The organism is Cupriavidus sp. C1SS-2L, from assembly GCF_057073735.1.
The window spans coordinates 3,312,895-3,329,063 of record NZ_CP172708.1 but is presented as its reverse complement, the minus strand read 5'-3'; the positions used below and the strand labels follow the sequence as shown (position 1 = coordinate 3,329,063).

The following is a 16,169-nucleotide window of genomic DNA, read 5'->3' as shown; positions in this document are numbered from 1 at the left end:
GCTGCATCATAATCGAATACAATCCGACCAGAAACCGTCCTGTCCGCCGTGGTTTTCCCGGTAGTGACAGGCATCCGGCCCATCCCCCTGGCCATTCGCCCCGATCGCACCCAGCCGCCTTCCTGCCCGCCCGGAGATTCCATGGCTTCCCGCATTGTCCGCGCCGCCTGCCCGCATGATTGCCCCGACACCTGTGCCTTGCTCGTCACCGTCGAGGACGGCCGCGCCATCAAGGTCAACGGAGACCCGGATCACCCGGGCACGCAGGGCGTGCTGTGCACCAAGGTGTCGCGCTATACCGAGCGCACCTATCACCCTGACCGCCTGTTGACGCCGATGCGCCGCGTCGGGCGCAAGGGCGAGGGCAAGTTCGAGCCGATTTCCTGGGACGAAGCACTTGACGAAGTCGCCACGCGGCTCAATGCCATTGCCGTGCGCGATCCGCAGGCGATCGTGCCGTACAGCTACGCCGGCACCATGGGGCTGGTGCAGGGCGAGAGCATGGCCGCGCGCTTCTTCCACAAGCTCGGCGCCTCGCTGCTCGACCGCACGATCTGCGCGAGTGCCGGCGCCACGGCGCTGCGCTACACCTATGGCGCGAGCGTCGGCATGGACATGGAAAACGTCGTCGATGCGAAGCTCGTGATCATCTGGGGCGGCAACCCGATCGCCTCGAACCTGCACTTCTGGACGCGCGCGCAGGAGGCCAAGCGCCGCGGCGCGACGCTGGTGGCGATCGACCCGTACCGCTCGCTGACCGCCGAGAAGTGCCACCACCATATTGCGCCGATGCCGGGCACGGACGGCGCGCTGGCGCTGGCCATCATGCACGTGCTGATCCGCGACGACCTGCTCGACCACGACTACATCGCGCAGCACACGCTCGGCTTCGACGCGCTGCGCGAGCGCGCGCAAGCGTATTCGCCAGCCCGCGCCGCGGAAATCTGCGGGATTCCGGTGGAGGACATTGAATGGCTGGCCGGCCTCTACGGCATGCTGGCGGTACGTGAGCGCCAGCCGGTGGCGATCCGCCTGAACTACGGCATGCAGCGCGTGCACGGTGGCGGGCAGGCGGTGCGCGCGGTCGCGTGCCTGCCTTCGCTGGTTGGTGCGTGGCGGCATCCGGCGGGCGGGCTTCAGCTCTCGACGTCGGGATTCTTCCCGGTCAACGACCGGGCCTTGCAGCGGCCTGACCTGCTGCCAGCCGGCCGGCTGCCGCGCACGGTCAACATGAGCACGATCGGCGACGCGCTGCTGGACGTGGGGGCGCCGGGCAAGCCGCGCCTCGAAGCCGTGGTGGTCTACAACAGCAACCCGGTGGCCGTGGCGCCGCAATCGGGCAAGGTGGCCGAGGGCTTTGCGCGCGAGGACCTGTTCACGGTCGTGCTGGAGCAGTTCCGCACCGATACGGCGGACTACGCCGACATCCTGCTGCCGGCCACCACGCAGCTCGAACACGTGGATGTGCACAAGGCCTACGGGCACACATACTTCCTCGCCAACAACGCCGCCATCGAGCCGATGGGCCAGGCCTTGCCGAACACCGAGATCTTCCGCCGCCTGGCGCAGCGCATGGGCTTCAGTGATCCCTGTTTTGCCGACAGCGATGAGCAGATCGCCGCGCAGGCCATTGTCCCGGGCGACCAGCGCGCACAGGGCATCACGTGGGAATCGCTGAAGGAGAAGGGCTGGCAGAAGCTGTCGCTGCCGAGCGCGCCGTTCGCGCACGGCGGTTTTCCGACTGCGTCCGGCAAGTGCGAGTTCTATTCCGAAGCCATGCGTAGCGCGGGCCTCGATCCGGTGCCGGACTATGTAGCGCCGTACGAGGCACCTTCGTCCGCACCGGAACTGGCTGGCAAGTATCCACTGGCGATGATCTCGCCGCCCGCGCGCAACTTCCTGAACAGCTCCTTTGTCAACGTCGACAGCCTGCGCGCGACCGAGGGCGAGCCGCACCTGGACATCCACCCCGCCGATGCGGATGCGCGCGGCATTGCCAACGGCGCCCTGGTGCGCGCGTTCAACGACCGCGGCAGCATGCTCGCGCGCGCACGGGTGACCGACCGTGCGCGGCGCGGGCTGGTGGTGGGCCTGTCGATCTGGTGGAAAAAACTGGCGCCGGACGGCAAGAACGCCAACGAGCTGACCAGCCAGCGCCTGACGGATCTGGGCCGCGCGCCCGTGTTCTACGATTGCCTGGTCGAGGTGGAGGCATGGCAGGAAGTCGGCGAGGCAGCGGCGGCTGCCTCATGATGCAGTGATGGACTGGAAAAAGGTTCGCCGGCGGACGGCGGGCATCCTTGCAGCGGCGGGGCTGACGCTGGCGGTGGCCGGCTGTGACACGCTCGGCTATTACTACCAGTCCATCGGCGGCCATCTTGGCGTGATGGCGCAGGCGCAGGCGCTCGACGATGCCATTGCCCGCGCACAGGCGTCCAACGACACGCGCCTTGCTCAGCGCCTGGGGCTCGCGCGCCAGATCCGGGACTATGCCTCGCGCGAGTTGAAGCTGCCCGACAACGGCAGCTACCGCCGCTATGCCAACCTCCATCGGCCCTATGTCGTGTGGAGCGTGTTCGCGACGCCGGAATTGTCGATGGCGCTGCACAAGTGGTGCTTCCCGATCGTCGGCTGCATCAGCTACCGCGGCTATTACGCGCAGGGCGATGCCGAACAATATGCCGCCGGCCTGCGCCGCGAGGGCCTGGAAACCTATGTGGCCGGTATCCCGGCCTATTCCACGCTCGGCTATTTTGACGATCCGCTGCTGAACACCTTCCTGTACCTGCCAGAAGGGGAGCTGGCGCGGATGATCTTCCACGAACTGGCGCACCAGGTCGTGTACGTGCGCAACGACACGCCCTTCAACGAGTCCTTCGCGACCGCAGTCGAAATGGCCGGCGTCGAGCGCTGGCTTCGCGACGAGGCGTCCGAGGATGCTCGCGCGAGTTACCGGCAGTACGACAACCGGCGCAAGCAGTTCCGGGCCCTGCTGCTCGATACGCGCGACCGGCTCGACGCCATGTACCGTTCGGGCGCCGACGATGACGCCAAGCGCCGCGGCAAGAACGAGATCTTTGACAGCCTGCGGCACCGGTACGCCGCGTTGCGTACGGAGTGGGGCGGCTACAGCGGCTACGACCGCTGGTTCGACCAGCCGTTGACCAATGCGCACCTGGCCGCCGTGGCGACGTACCAGCAATGGGTGCCCGCGTTCTCCGCACTGCTCGACAGCGTGGGCGGAGACTGGACGCGGTTCTATGCCGAAGTGCAGCGCATCGGCGACCTGCCGGAAGCCGAGCGCCACGCCGCGCTGAGCAAGCTGGCCCCGCCGGCGGTGAACACCGGTACGCTAAACGCCGAAGATCACTCATCGGGCGTGGGCAAGTTGGGCCACTGACCGGACACGGGCCAAATCAGACGCCGGTCGGCCGCTTCATGTGGCAGGCGGACGGCAAGTCGAGTGCCTGTGCCGGCGTCACGCTGTTCAGGCGGAAGCCGTACTGCGTGCCTTCGGCGCCGACCTTGACGGTCTTGCCGTCCATAGGCGCCACGGTCGACACCACCTGCGGCAGCAGTAGCTGATGATCGCTCTTGCGCATCGTGACCTCGCCCAGCGCCGTCTTCATCTTCATGCCTTCGAGTGCCATCGCGATTTTCGTCGGCTCATCGGTGCCAGCGCGGCGTATCGCCTCGGTCACGAGCTGCACCGACACCAGCACGCGCGGCGTAAAGTATTCGCCGGCGGCGGTCTGCTTCACGCGCGCCGCGAGCGCGGACAGTGCCGGATCTTCCGTATTGGGCAGCCATTCCGACACCCATGTGAGCTTGCCGCTTTTCGCCTGCGACACCGCCAGCACCGTACCGGGCGCGCCGCCGCCGCTGTGGTTCAGGTAGCGCGGGTCATAGCCGATGTCGCCGGCGGCCTTGATCAGCAGGCTCAGGTCCTGGCCCCAGTTGCCCGTGACGATGGTGTCGGCGCCACTCGCCTTGATCTTGCTGACATAGGGTGCGAAGTCCTTGACCTTGCCGAGCGGGTGCAGCGTGGCGCCGACGAACTGCGTGTCCGGACGCGCAGTGGCGATCATCTGCTGGCCCAGCGCCGCCCATACCCGCCCGTGCGCATAGTCCTGGTTCAGCAAGTAAAGCTTGTGGATGTCCTTCTGCTCGCGCGTGAAGTCCGCCAGCGCGCGCATCTTCATGGACGTGTTGGCCTCGGTCGCGAAGTGCCAGAAGCTGCAGCGCGCGCCGGTGAGGTCCGGATCGATCGACGCATAGTTGACGATCAGGATGCGGCGATCGGGATTGCGCTCGTTGTGGCGCGTGGCGGCTTCCACCAGCGCCGTGACCACCGAAGAGCCTGAGCCGCCCGTGAACACCACCTTGACGCCCGCGTCGATCGCACTTTGCAGCGCCGACAGACTATCCTGCGCGGACAGCTTGTTGTCGTAGCTCGTCAGCTCATACTTGCGGCCGAGTACGCCGCCCTGCGCATTGGCATCGTCGATCGCGAACTTCAGGTTGGCCTGGAAGATCTCGCCGACATTGGCCAGCGGACCGGAGAGCTGGTCGATAAACGCGACTTTGATTGGCGCGTCCTGAGCCGCGGCCAATGCTGGCAGCAGGGCCAAGGCCGTGGTGGCCAGCAGGCGGGCCAGGGGACGCTTGCGCGCGCCGGTTGATCTGTGCGTTGACGGGGTGGACTGCATCAGGTGTCTCCTCCTGTGTCGATGAAGAATCCGGGTGGCGCCGTGTTCCCGGCGCGTTATTACCAGGTGTCGATGAAGCGGCGGTCCTCGCCAGTGCGCCGCCCGAGGCTGCGGGGCGGCACCGAGGCGAGGCCGCGCAACAGCCAGCGGCGCGTGTCGGCAGGGTCGATCACGGCGTCGATCTCGAGGTGGCTCGCCATGTTCAGTGCGCGGCCGCGTTGGTACGCGGCATCGACCATGCGCGCGAACAGCGCCTCGCGCTCGTCGGGGTCGGCCACGGCTTCCAGTTCCTTGCGGAAGCCGAGCCGGATCGAACCCTCCAGCCCCATGGCGCCAAATTCGCCGCTTGGCCACGCTGCCGTGAAGAACGGCGCGGCAAAGCTGCCGCCGGCCATCGCTTGCGCGCCGAGCCCGTAGCCCTTGCGCAGCACAACTGTGAAGAACGGCACGCGCAGCGCGCCGGCCACCACGAACAGGCGCGAGACGTGGCGCACCGTGGCGCTTTTCTCGGCCTGCGGGCCGACCATGAAGCCCGGTGTGTCGCACAGCGACAGGATCGGCAGGCCGTGCGCATCGCACAGCTGCATGAAGCGTGCGGCCTTGTCCCCGGCGGCGCTGTCGATCGCGCCGCCGAGGTGGCGCGGGTTGTTGGCGATGCAGCCGAACGCACGGCCTTCGATGCGGATCAGCGCGGTGATGATGCCGGTGCCGAACGCAGCGCGCAGTTCGAGCACGGAATCTGTGTCCGCCAGCGCGTGGATGACGGCACGCATGTCGTAGCTGCGCAGGCGGTTCTCGGGAATCGCATGGCGCAGATGGCGTGGGTCTTCGCCCCGCCAGCCGGGGGCATCGCCCTGGAAGTAGGCCAGGTAGCGGCGCGCGGTGTCGACAGCGGCCTGCTCGTCGTCGACGACGACATCGATGACGCCATTGGGCGCCTGCACGCCGACCGGGCCGACTTCCTCGGGTGCGTACACGCCGAGGCCGCCGCCCTCGATCATGGCCGGGCCGCCCATGCCGATGGTCGCGCTACGCGTGGCGATGATCACGTCGGCGCAGCCGAGCAGCGCCGCATTGCCGGCGAAGCAGCGCCCGTGCACGATCCCGACCAGCGGCACTTGGCCGGAAAGCCGCGCGAACTGGATGAACGAGGTGCAGTCGAGTCCAGCCACTACCGGCATGTCGGTGTCGCCGGGGCGGCCGCCGCCACCTTCGGCGAACAGCACCACCGGCAGTCGCCACTGCCGCGCCAGGGCGAGCATGCGGTCCAGCTTCTTGTGGCCGTAGTAGCCCTGCGTGCCGGCCAGCACCGTGTAGTCGTAGGCGAGGACCATGCAACGCGCGTCAGCATCGGGAAGCTGCGCCGCATTCACGGTGCCGATGCCGGTGACGATGCCATCGGCCGGCGTCGAGCGGATCAGGTCGTCTTCCGTGCGGCGCTGGCGCTGGGCCGCGATGGCCAGCGCGCCGTATTCGATGAAGGAGTCGGCGTCGCATAGTTGCGCGATGTTCTCGCGCGCGGTACGGCCGCCCTGTGCGTGGCGTTTTGCCACGGCAGCGTCGCGCGCGGCATCGTGGCCGAGTGCGTGGCGCTCGAGCGCTTCGCGCAGGTCGGCGCGGATATGCTCGAGATCAGCGGCGGCGCAGGCCTGCTCGGCATGGCCGGTGTCGTCGCCGGCTTCGATCAGCACCAGCGTGGCGCCGGCACGTACGGTGGCGCCGGCCTCCGTCCGCACGGCCAGCACGGTGCCGGCGGCTGGTGCCTCGACCGGGTGCTCCATCTTCATCGCTTCGATGACGGCTAGCGGCTGGCCACGGCGCACGGTGTCGCCCGGCTTCACATGGAGTGCGGCCAGCGCGCCGTCCATCGGCGCCTGCACGGCGAACGCATCGGTGGGCAGGTCATCCTCGTCGTCGGGGTCCTGCTCCGGGATCGCGGTTGCGGTGGCATGCAGCGCAGGATGATCGCTATCGGCTGCGGCGAGCGCAGGCAATGCATGGTCAAGGTATTGCGTGTGAACCGCGTTGCGCTGCACGGCGTCCTGTTGCAGCAAGTCCTGCAGCAGGCGCCGGTTGGTGTTGATGCCCTCGATGCGGAACTCGCACAGCGCGCGGTACGCCAGACCCAGCGCACGTGCGTAGTTGCCGCTGGGTTCGTGCACGATCAGCTTTGCGAGCAGCGAGTCGAAGCGCGGGTTGGCTGCCATGCCCGCGTAGCCCGCGCTATCGACCCGCACGCCGGGGCCGCTCGGCGCCTCGAACGCGGTGAGCGTGCCCGCGGCCGGGCGCAGGTTGCCCTGTCCGTCGAGATGTTCGGCATTGATGCGCAGCTGCACGGCAACGCCGCGCGGTACCGGCGCGCGTGCCATACTCAGTTGCGCGAGATCTGCGCCCATCGCAATGGCGAGTTGGGTTTGCACGAGATCCACGCCGGTGACCATCTCGGTCACGGTATGTTCGACCTGCAGGCGCGGGTTGGCTTCCATGAACCAGAACGCGGGCGGCTGGCAGTCGCGTTCCTGCACAAGGAATTCAAACGTGCCGATGCCCCGGTACGCGGCCGCGCGTGCCAGTGTGGCGGCAGCCTCGGCGAGGCGCGCGCGCGTCGCATCGTCGAGCGCGGGGCTGGGCGCGACTTCCACGAGCTTCTGGTGGCGGCGTTGCAGGCTGCACTCGCGTTCGCCGAGCGTGACGACTTGCCCATTGGTGTCCGCGACCACCTGAATTTCGATGTGGCGCGGCGCCGTGACGATCTGTTCGACATAGACCGCGCCGTTGCCGAATGCCGCCGTCGCTTCCGACGCGCAACGTGTCCATGCTTCGTCGATCTGCGCCACATCATGGACTGCACGCATGCCGCGTCCGCCGCCGCCGGCCAGCGCCTTGATCATCATGCCGGTACCGTTCGGCAGGTCGGCAAAGAAGGCATGTGCTTCGGCCAGCGTGGTGGGCCCGGTCGTTCCCGGCACCACTGGCACGCCATGTTCGCGGGCCAGTGCGCGCGCCCGCGCCTTGTCGCCGAAGAGCCGCAGCACATCGGGCGCCGGACCGACGAAGATCAGACCCGCGTCCAGACAGGCCTGCGCGAAGTCCGCGTTCTCGGACAGGAACCCATAGCCGGGATGAACTAGCTGGCAGCCGGCGCGCCGCGCGGCGGCAACCACCTGTTCGATATCGAGATAAGCGCGCGGACCGCTGCCGGGCAGCGCCACGGCTTCATCGGCCTTGCGCACGTGCAGCGCGTCGCGGTCGTCCTCGCTGTGGATGGCCACGCTCGGCATGTCCAGGGCCGCTGCCGCGCGGGCGATGCGGATGGCGATTTCGCCGCGGTTGGCGATCAGGAGCTTCGGCGGATTCATGTCGGATAGCGGTGAGGCATGGGGTACCCGCCCCAGCATCGAAATGCTTGGGGCAGGCAGAGGGGATACAGCGTCAGCGCAGTGCGTCGGCCATCGGCACCAGGTCCTGCTTGCGCACCTTGCCGGTCGCCGTCAGCGGCAGCGCATCGACGATGCGAAGCTGCGGCACCTTGTAGACCGCCATGCTGCCGCGGCACCACGCGGTCAGCGCGGCTTCGTCGACGGTGCCGACGGCGTCGGGCTTGAGCATCACGAAGGCCACCGGCACCTGGCCGCGGTCCTCGTCGGGGCGCCCGACCACGGCCGAGCCAAGGATGGCCGGGTGCTGGCCGAGCATTGTTTCGATCTCGGCCGGGAACACGCTCATGCCGTTGACCTTGAGCATCTCCTTGCGCCGGCCCAGATAGTGCAGGTAGCCGTCGGCGTCGATCACGCCGATGTCGCCGGTGTGGAACCAGCCGTCGCGCAGCGATTCGCGTGTGGCCTCGGGCTTGTTCCAGTAGCCCTTGAGCAGCGTCGGCGTGCGCACGCACAACTCGCCCTCGGTGCCGAGCGGCAGCAGTTCGCCCGTGGCGAAGTCGCACACCTTGAATTCGGTGCCCGGCACCGGCAGGCCGACGAACACGGGCTGCGCGCGCAGGTCCATGTCGTTGTCCTGCATGCCGCAGGTGAACGTGTTGCAGGTCTGCGTTTCGGTCATGCCCCACGCGGTTTCAGCGATGGTGGCGCCGGTCAGCGCCTGCCAGCGGTGGCGGTAATCGAGGTTCAGCTTCTTGATGAACGACGACACGCCGACATGGCGCAGCGAGCGCAGATCGTAGTCGGCAACGCGCGGGTGGTCCATCACCTCGACGGCACTGTCGACGAGCATCGAAGCATTGGTGACCCGGTAGTGCTGCACGGCGGCCATGAAAGTCTGGGCGTCCCAGCGCGCCAGCAAAACCAGCGGTATGCCAAAGAAGACCGGGAAGATCAGGCACAGGTTCTCGCCCGCGATCCAGAACTCGGGGAAGAAGCCGAGCATGACGGAGTCGTCGGTCATGGGCAGTGCCACGGCGCCGAACGCGGCGGCCATGTCGACCATGTCGCCCTGCGTGTGGATGCAGCCCTTCGGCAAGCCTGTGGTGCCGCCGGTGTAGTTGAGCGCGGCCGGGGCATCGAGATCGGGAATTGCTTGTGGCGCCGGCGCGGTGCAGGTGGACATCGCGCGCAGCAGGTCGATCGCGCGGTCTTGGGGCTCGGGTTCCAGGCGCGGGGCCTGCACCATCGGTGGCAACGGCAGTGTGGGCTCGGCCGGCACGACGTCAGCGTAGCTGGCGACAAAGAGATTGCGCAATGGATCGTCAGCGCCAAGTTCTTCGCGCGTGTCCGCCACGAGCGGCAGCAACTGATCCAGCGCGATCAGTGCGCAAGGCGTGCTGTCGCGCAGCGCATGCAACAATTCGGCGCGCTGCGACAGCGGGCTTACCGGCACGTAGATCGCGCCCAACTTCAGGATGCCGAAGAACACGACATGGAACTGCGGGCAGTTGGGCAGCAGTACCGCGACGCGGTCGCCGGTGCCGATGCCGTGCGCGGCCAGCAAGGCGGCGCAACGGTCGCTCTGCGCATCGAGCTCCGCATAGCTCGTGACATGGCCATAGAAGTGGACCGCGGGCTGCTGCGGGCGTTCGCGGGCCCAATGGCGCAGCATCTCGGACAGCGGCACGCGGCCCAGCGGGTACTGCGGTTCGCGCGGCGCACCGGCCGGCCAGGCGGCGTGCCAGCGGCGGCGCAGATCATCGAGATACTCGGCTTCATTCCGTGGTGCGCGGAGCGCGGCGGATATGGGCGGCGTTGCGGTCGGGTCCATCAGCGGGTGTCTCCTCGCAGGATGTGTCGGTAGCGGCGCGATCAGCACGCCGCAGTGTGTACCTTTTGGTATATTTATTTACCGATGGGTATGATCGTAGGCGGGACGCGCGTTTGCGTCAATCCGCCGAACGCCTGTGGTCCCCCCGAATGTGGGCTGGGTGTGCCCCGATGGCGAGCCTGCGGGCCCATGCGAGAATTGCGACATGTCAATTGCACCGAAACCCGCAGCGGAAGCCGAGGAAGCGCCGGCCCGCCCGCATATTGCCGAACGCCAGGAAGCGCGCCGCCGCCAGATTCTGGACGCGGCCGCGCAGCTCTTCTACACCAAGGGCTATCCCGGCATGACCATGAATGACCTGTGCCGCGCGCTGGGCGTGACCAAGCCGGCCGTCTACTACTACTTCACCGACAAGTACGAGATCTTCGACATCCTGTGCCGCGAATCGGCGCAGACCTGCTTGCCTGTCATCCGCGAGACGGCCGATCCGTCGCTGCCGGTCCGCGAACGGCTGCACGCGTGCGTGCTCGAAATGGCGCGCCGCTGCGTGTCGTGCCACGTGGCGGCCACGCTGAGTTTCCGCGACAACCAGTACCTCAAGCCTGAGACGGTGGCCTGGCTCGATAGCATGGCGCGCGATTTCTATCGCGACCTGTATGCGCTGCTCGAGGAAGGCAAGCGCGAAGGCGTGTTCGCGTTTGGCGATGCGCGCGTCGCGGCCCATTCGATCGGCAGCGTGGTCGGCTTCATGTACACGTGGCACCAGCCGGGCCGCATGGAACCCGAGGCGCTCGCGCAGGAGCTGGCGTCCAACATGATGAAGCTGGTGCTGCCAGCCTGAGCGCGGCCTCGGGGTTATCCCGTGGTCGGTGCTGTGCCCGTGGCGCATAATGCGCCTGGGGACCGGTCTTTCCCCCTGAGGACTTCGTCTAACGTGTTGTTTTCACGCGGGCTGGCGTTTAGCATTTCCGAAAAATCGAACGACCATTCAGAAATCAGGAGACGGTGTCATGGACAGGTTTTGGCTGAAACACTACCCGGCCGGCGTGCCCGCCGAGATCGATGCCAGCCAGTTTCGCTCGCTTGCGCAGCTGCTCGAGCATTCCTTCCGCACCTATGCCGACCGCCGCGCCTTCGTCTGCATGGACAAGGCCATCACCTACGGCGAGCTGGACCGCATGTCGGCGCACTTTGCCGCGTGGCTGCAGTCGCGCGGCCTCCGTCCCGGCGCGCGCGTGGCAATCATGATGCCTAACGTGCTGCAATACCCGGTGGTGCTGGCAGCAGTGCTGCGCGCAGGGTTTGTCGTCGTCAACGTCAACCCGCTCTACACGCCGCGCGAGCTGGAGCACCAGCTCAAGGACAGCGGCGCCGAGGCCATCGTCATCCTCGAAAACTTCGCCACCACGCTGCAGCAGGTGCTGGCGCGCACGCCGGTCAAGCATGTGGTGGTCGCGAGCATGGGCGACCTGCTTGGCGGCCTCAAGGGGGCCATCGTCAATTTCGTGGTGCGCAACGTCAAGAAGATGGTGCCGGAGTGGGAGCTGCCCAACTGCGTGCGCTTCAATGCCGTACTGGCCGAAGGGCGCAAGCTCACGCTGCAGCCGGCCACCACGGGGCCTGACGACGTTGCGTTCCTGCAATACACGGGTGGCACCACCGGCGTTTCGAAAGGCGCCGTGCTGCTGCACCGAAACGTAGTTGCCAACGTGCTGCAATCGGAAGCGTGGATGCAGCCGGCGCTGAACAAGGGCGCGCCGATCGAGCAGGTGGTCACGATCACCGCGCTGCCGCTGTACCACATCTTCGCGCTGACGGTCTGCTGCCTGCTCGGCATGCGCAATGGCGGGATGAGCGTGCTGATCCCGAATCCGCGCGATATCCCGGGCTTTATCAAGGAACTGCAGAAGTACAAATTCCACATGTTCCCGGCGGTCAACACGCTGTACAACGCGCTGCTCAACAACCCGGAAATCGGCAAGGTCGACTTCTCGGGGCTACGCGTGGCGAATGGCGGCGGCATGGCGGTGCAGGAGGCGGTGGCCAAGCAGTGGCTTGCCAAGACCGGGTGCCCGATCATCGAGGGCTATGGCCTGTCCGAGACTTCGCCGTCGGCCACCTGCAATCCGACCGACAGCAACGCGTTCTCGGGCACCATCGGCCTGCCGCTGCCATCGACCGAAATCGCGATCCGCGACGACGACGGCCGCGACGTGCCGCTTGGCCAGCCCGGCGAGATCTGCATCCGCGGCCCGCAGGTGATGGCCGGCTACTGGAACCGTCCGGACGAGACCGCCAAGGTCATGACGCCCGACGGCTTCTTCAAGACCGGCGATATCGGCGTGATGGACGAGCGCGGCTATACCAAGATCGTCGACCGCAAGAAGGACATGATCCTGGTGTCGGGCTTCAACGTGTATCCGAACGAGATCGAGGGCGTGGCGGCTGAATGCCCGGGCGTGCTGGAAGTGGCCGCGGTGGGCGTGCCCGACACGCATTCGGGCGAGGTGGTGAAGCTCTACGTCGTGAAGAAGGATCCGGCGCTCACCGAAGCCGATGTGATCGAGTTCTGCAAGGAGCGGCTCACCGGCTACAAGCGGCCCAAATACGTGGAGTTCCGTACCGAGCTGCCGAAGACCAATGTCGGCAAGATCCTGCGGCGCGAGCTGCGCGATACGCGTCAGGCAGCCTGATCGCCTGGCACGGCTCAAGCAAAACGGCCTCCCACCCGGGAGGCCGTTTTGCTTGAGCCCGCTACGTTCAGCACTCGTTCGATGGCGCCAGCCTGGCATCGCTGCTGCCATCGACGTAAATCAGCCGCACGCAGGCACCGGGCTCCAGACCGGGTGCGGCGGGCGCATTGACGGAGGCCATCGTGCCGTCGATGGTGCGCACCTTGTACTGGAACAGCTCGATCTGCTGCGGCGGCGGTGGCCGGTTGAACAGGCGCGAAAGATCGAACGAGAAGCCGACCCCCACGCCGCCTCCGCCCCCGCCACTGCCGCCCACGGCGCCGACCCCGACGCCGCCATAGTTGCCGTAGCCGCCGCCATCGGTCGCGACGTCGACGCGCGTCAGAAAGGTCTTCTCCGTGACGCGGCCGAGCTTGATGGTGGCGTTCAGCGGCATGACCTGTGGCGCTGGCGGCGCGGTATTGCAGCCGGCAATGGTGGCCATCAGCGCGGCCAGAACGAGTGTGTAGGTCGTCTTCATGGCGCAGTCAGCCCGGCCTTGAGCCGGCCAAGCAGTCGGAACAGGGCGCGGCGGTCGGTATCGGCCAGGCCCGAGAACAGTTGCTCGATCCAGTCTTCATGTGCACGCGCCATGCGCGAGAACGCCTCGCGTCCCGCAGGCGTGAGCCGGATCAGGTAGGCGCGACGGTCGGTCGGCAGGGCCTCGCGCGAAACCAGTCCTTCCTGCTGGAGCTGATCCGTAATGCCGGTGACATTGCCGCCTGTCACCATCATGCGGCGCGACAGCTCACCCATCTTGAGGCCTTCGGGATGGCGGTCGAGCTGGGACAGCAGGTCGAAGCGCGGCAGCGTGCAGGCGAAGTCCTGGCGCAGCCGGCTGCGGATATCCGCTTCGACCAGGTTGGTGCAAGTCAGCAGGCGCAGCCACAGGCGCAGTGCCTCGTGCTCGGTGTCGCCAGCACGGGTTTCAAGGTCGACCGGGACGGCATCGGCGTTGCCGGCGGTGGAGGGATTGGGCATCTGGATGGACGGTTATGCGGCCGGACCGCCCGCGACTTGCGGGCAGTCCAGACATTTGATGCCTCAAGTATATGCCGGTTGGCCGGTTCGGGCCGCTGTCTGGCCTGTTTAGTCGACCTTGGCGCCCGAAGCCTTGACCACCTGGGCCCACTTGGCGGTTTCCGAGCGGATCAGCGCGGCGAACTGCTCCGGCGTATTGCCGACCGGTTCCGCGCCCTGGGCCAGCAGGCGCTCGCGCACGGCGGGCGAGCCCAGCGCCTTGGCGACCTCGTGCTGCAGGCGGTGGATGATGTCGGGCGGCGTGCCGGCCGGCGCCAGCAGGCCAAACCAGGAGCTGGCCTCGTAGCTGGGCAGGTTCGCGGCGGCTGCGATGGTCGGCACGTCGGGCAGGGCCGGCGACGGCTTGGCGCTGGTCACCGCCAGCGCCTTGAGCTTGCCGGCCTTGATCAGCGCCATGGATGACGGCAGGTTGTCGAACATGACCTGCATGGTGCCGCCCGCCAGGTCCGTCAGCGCGGGTCCGCTGCCCTTGTACGGGAAGTGGACCATATAGGTGCGTGTCTGCGTCTTGAAGAGTTCGCCGGCCAGGTGGATCGACGTACCGTTGCCGCTCGATGCCATGTTCAGCTTGCCCGGGTTGGCGCGCGCATAGGCGATCAGGTCGCGGACGTTGCTGATCTTGTTCTGCTGCGCGAAGGCCGGGTTGACCACCAGCACATTGGGCACAGCGGCGACTTCGGTGATCGGCGCGAAGTCCTTGATCGGATCGAACGGCAGCTTGCCGTACAGCGACTGATTGATGCCGTGCGTGCCGACCGTGCCCATCAGCAGCGTGTAGCCGTCAGGCGCGGATTTGGCCACGATGTCGGCGCCGATGTTGCCGCCGGCGCCGGGTTTGTTGTCCACCACCATGTTCCAGCCGGGCAGCTTCGCAAGCTCGGCCGCCACCGCGCGCGCCAGGATGTCAGTCGTGCCGCCGGCCGCGAACGGCACCACGAGCCGGATCGGCTTGTTCGGATAGGGATCCGCCGCCAGGACCGGCTGACTCAGTAATGCGGCGAGACTGCCGGACAACAGCAGTGCGACGACGTGCCGGCGATGGGATGGCATGCGGGTCTCCTGAAATGTCCGGGCAAGCCCGGTCTGTGGATGGGTCAGTGCATTCTAGTGGGCACCCGCGTGAACGCCGATGAGGTGATGCCCTATGACCGCACATGCGCCATGCCAAAGAAAAAGGCACCCGAAGGTGCCTTTGCGGTTCAGGCGAAATACGCTCAGAACTTGTGGCGGATGCCGATGGCAGCGCCGAACATCGAGCTTTGACCATTGGCCAGCGCATAGCTTTGACCCAAGGAAAGGCTCGTCGCGTACGTCGTGGCCAGCGATTCCATCGTCAGGCCGGCGTTCTTGGCGTAGGCAGTGCTCAGGTAGACGTCGGTACGCTTGGAGAACGAGTAGGTCGCGATGAAGGCGATCTGCCACGGGTTGGCAACGTGCGTGTCGCCGAACAGGCTCTTGATGTTGTCGTAGTTGTATTCCAGCGTCAGGCCGACGGCCGGGGTGACCTGGTAGTTAGCACCGATCCAGTAGAAGTCGTCACGCTGGATCAGCACGTCCGCGGCGTTCTTCTGCTGGCCCCAGCGGTAGCCGCCCATGATCTTGGCCGGGCCATACGAATAGCTGGCTGCGGCGGAGGCTTTCTTGACGGTGCCGTTGCCGGTACCGATGGTCGGGTTCCACTGATCGTAGCCAACCGTTGCGCCGAACGGGCCTGCAAGGTAGGTCACGGCAGCACCGTAGCCCGTATCGCGGCGGAACGCGCCCGGGACTTCGCCGTTGCCGCCGATCGGCGTTGCCACGCCAACCGTCGCCGGCAACGCTACACCAGTACCGAACGACCAATGGGCGCCCGCCGTGATCGGACCGAACTTGCCGGTGTACTTGATGGTGTTGTCTTCACGGTAGTTGGGGCCTTGCTGCAGTACGACAGGTTCGTACTGGGTGGCGTAGGCAGTCGGCGAGAAGTTGGCCAGCGCGTCGAACATCGAGACGTACTGGCGGCCGAAGGTGAACTGGCCGATGCGGTCACTTTGCAGACCCACGAAGGACTGACGACCAAACAGACGGCCGCTTTGCTGCAGGCCACCGGTGTCGGAGCTGAAGCCGCTTTCCAGCACGAACAGGGCCTTCAGGCCGCCACCGAGATCCTCGGTGCCGCGCAAGCCCCAGCGCGACCCGGACAGGCCACCCGGATCCATGCGGGTAACGGAATGGGCAGGGCCGCGATTGAACCCGTTGGTCGCAACGGGTACGACACCGACGTTATTGACGTATTCGATGTTGGCGTCGACCACACCGTAAAGCGTCACGCTCGATTGTGCTTGTGCCGCACCTGCAAACGCGCCCAGTGCTGCCAGCGCGATAAGCGATTTCTTCATGCTCAACGATCTCCACTTAATGAATTGTTATGTGGCGAGCGAGAAAACCTCCTAAATCTCCATTCCTCACTGCCAGACTTCCTGCGTTGCTGAGAAGC

Annotated in this window: 11 protein-coding genes; 4 read left to right on the top strand and 7 right to left on the bottom strand. The window is 66.7% G+C overall.

Annotation, left to right across the window (positions count from 1 at the left end; translation table 11 throughout):
- The first annotated feature begins 141 nt into the window (after positions 1-141).
- Positions 142-2,253, top strand: coding sequence for a molybdopterin-containing oxidoreductase family protein (locus tag ACIGJG_RS15385; RefSeq protein ID WP_220631078.1), 2,112 nt, complete (start codon positions 142-144; stop codon positions 2,251-2,253).
- 7 nt (positions 2,254-2,260) lie between these two features.
- Positions 2,261-3,400 (top strand): aminopeptidase, encoded by a 1,140-nt coding sequence (locus ACIGJG_RS15380; RefSeq protein ID WP_483672510.1) that lies wholly within the window; start codon positions 2,261-2,263, stop codon positions 3,398-3,400.
- A 16-nt stretch (positions 3,401-3,416) separates the two neighbouring features.
- On the opposite strand, the gene ACIGJG_RS15375 is transcribed toward ACIGJG_RS15380, so the two are convergent.
- The 3 genes from ACIGJG_RS15375 to ACIGJG_RS15365 all read right to left on the bottom strand — a co-directional run bounded on the left by ACIGJG_RS15375 (position 3,417) and on the right by ACIGJG_RS15365 (position 9,920).
- Complete coding sequence (locus tag ACIGJG_RS15375) at positions 3,417-4,709, bottom strand: branched-chain amino acid ABC transporter substrate-binding protein (RefSeq protein ID WP_483672509.1); 1,293 nt, start codon at positions 4,707-4,709, stop codon at positions 3,417-3,419.
- 59 nt (positions 4,710-4,768) lie between these two features.
- Positions 4,769-8,068 (bottom strand): acetyl-CoA carboxylase family protein, encoded by a 3,300-nt coding sequence (locus ACIGJG_RS15370; RefSeq protein ID WP_483672508.1) that lies wholly within the window; start codon positions 8,066-8,068, stop codon positions 4,769-4,771.
- A 73-nt stretch (positions 8,069-8,141) separates the two neighbouring features.
- The gene (locus tag ACIGJG_RS15365; RefSeq protein ID WP_483672507.1) at positions 8,142-9,920 is read right to left on the bottom strand and encodes an AMP-binding protein; all 1,779 of its coding nucleotides are present in this window, start codon (positions 9,918-9,920) and stop codon (positions 8,142-8,144) included.
- Positions 9,921-10,125: 205 nt separating this feature from the next.
- On the opposite strand from ACIGJG_RS15365, the gene ACIGJG_RS15360 reads away from it, so the two are divergent.
- Together ACIGJG_RS15360 and ACIGJG_RS15355 are read left to right on the top strand one after the other, a co-directional pair.
- Positions 10,126-10,761, top strand: coding sequence for a TetR/AcrR family transcriptional regulator (locus tag ACIGJG_RS15360; RefSeq protein WP_140952378.1), 636 nt, complete (start codon positions 10,126-10,128; stop codon positions 10,759-10,761).
- Between the two features lie 169 nt (positions 10,762-10,930).
- The gene (locus ACIGJG_RS15355; protein WP_011299139.1) at positions 10,931-12,613 is read left to right on the top strand and encodes a long-chain fatty acid--CoA ligase; all 1,683 of its coding nucleotides are present in this window, start codon (positions 10,931-10,933) and stop codon (positions 12,611-12,613) included.
- Positions 12,614-12,680: 67 nt separating this feature from the next.
- Here the strand turns inward: ACIGJG_RS15355 and ACIGJG_RS15350 are convergent, their stop codons facing one another.
- The 4 genes from ACIGJG_RS15350 to ACIGJG_RS15335 form a co-directional block, all read right to left on the bottom strand.
- A complete protein-coding gene (locus ACIGJG_RS15350) occupies positions 12,681-13,133 on the bottom strand; it encodes a hypothetical protein (RefSeq protein ID WP_011299138.1) in 453 nt (150 codons plus the stop codon).
- Entirely contained in the window at positions 13,130-13,633 is a 504-nt protein-coding gene (locus tag ACIGJG_RS15345) for a MarR family winged helix-turn-helix transcriptional regulator (protein WP_011299137.1), read from the bottom strand. The genes ACIGJG_RS15350 and ACIGJG_RS15345 overlap by 4 nt, the downstream gene beginning before the upstream one ends.
- Positions 13,634-13,741: 108 nt before the next feature.
- A complete protein-coding gene (locus ACIGJG_RS15340; protein WP_011299136.1) occupies positions 13,742-14,743 on the bottom strand; it encodes a Bug family tripartite tricarboxylate transporter substrate binding protein in 1,002 nt (333 codons plus the stop codon).
- Between the two features lie 164 nt (positions 14,744-14,907).
- Positions 14,908-16,071 (bottom strand): porin, encoded by a 1,164-nt coding sequence (locus tag ACIGJG_RS15335; RefSeq protein ID WP_011299135.1) that lies wholly within the window; start codon positions 16,069-16,071, stop codon positions 14,908-14,910.
- Positions 16,072-16,169 lie beyond the last annotated feature (98 nt).

Excerpts from the sequence above, each read along its gene's own strand:
- ACIGJG_RS15385 (WP_220631078.1), top strand. The coding sequence starts at position 142 with ATGGCTTCCCGCATTGTCCGCGCCGCCTGCCCGCATGATTGCCCCGAC.
- ACIGJG_RS15380 (WP_483672510.1), top strand. The coding sequence starts at position 2,261 with ATGGACTGGAAAAAGGTTCGCCGGCGGACGGCGGGCATCCTTGCAGCG.
- ACIGJG_RS15375 (WP_483672509.1), bottom strand. The coding sequence starts at position 4,709 with ATGCAGTCCACCCCGTCAACGCACAGATCAACCGGCGCGCGCAAGCGT.
- ACIGJG_RS15370 (WP_483672508.1), bottom strand. The coding sequence starts at position 8,068 with ATGAATCCGCCGAAGCTCCTGATCGCCAACCGCGGCGAAATCGCCATC.
- ACIGJG_RS15365 (WP_483672507.1), bottom strand. The coding sequence starts at position 9,920 with ATGGACCCGACCGCAACGCCGCCCATATCCGCCGCGCTCCGCGCACCA.
- ACIGJG_RS15360 (WP_140952378.1), top strand. The coding sequence starts at position 10,126 with ATGTCAATTGCACCGAAACCCGCAGCGGAAGCCGAGGAAGCGCCGGCC.
- ACIGJG_RS15355 (WP_011299139.1), top strand. The coding sequence starts at position 10,931 with ATGGACAGGTTTTGGCTGAAACACTACCCGGCCGGCGTGCCCGCCGAG.
- ACIGJG_RS15350 (WP_011299138.1), bottom strand. The coding sequence starts at position 13,133 with ATGAAGACGACCTACACACTCGTTCTGGCCGCGCTGATGGCCACCATT.
- ACIGJG_RS15345 (WP_011299137.1), bottom strand. The coding sequence starts at position 13,633 with ATGCCCAATCCCTCCACCGCCGGCAACGCCGATGCCGTCCCGGTCGAC.
- ACIGJG_RS15340 (WP_011299136.1), bottom strand. The coding sequence starts at position 14,743 with ATGCCATCCCATCGCCGGCACGTCGTCGCACTGCTGTTGTCCGGCAGT.
- ACIGJG_RS15335 (WP_011299135.1), bottom strand. The coding sequence starts at position 16,071 with ATGAAGAAATCGCTTATCGCGCTGGCAGCACTGGGCGCGTTTGCAGGT.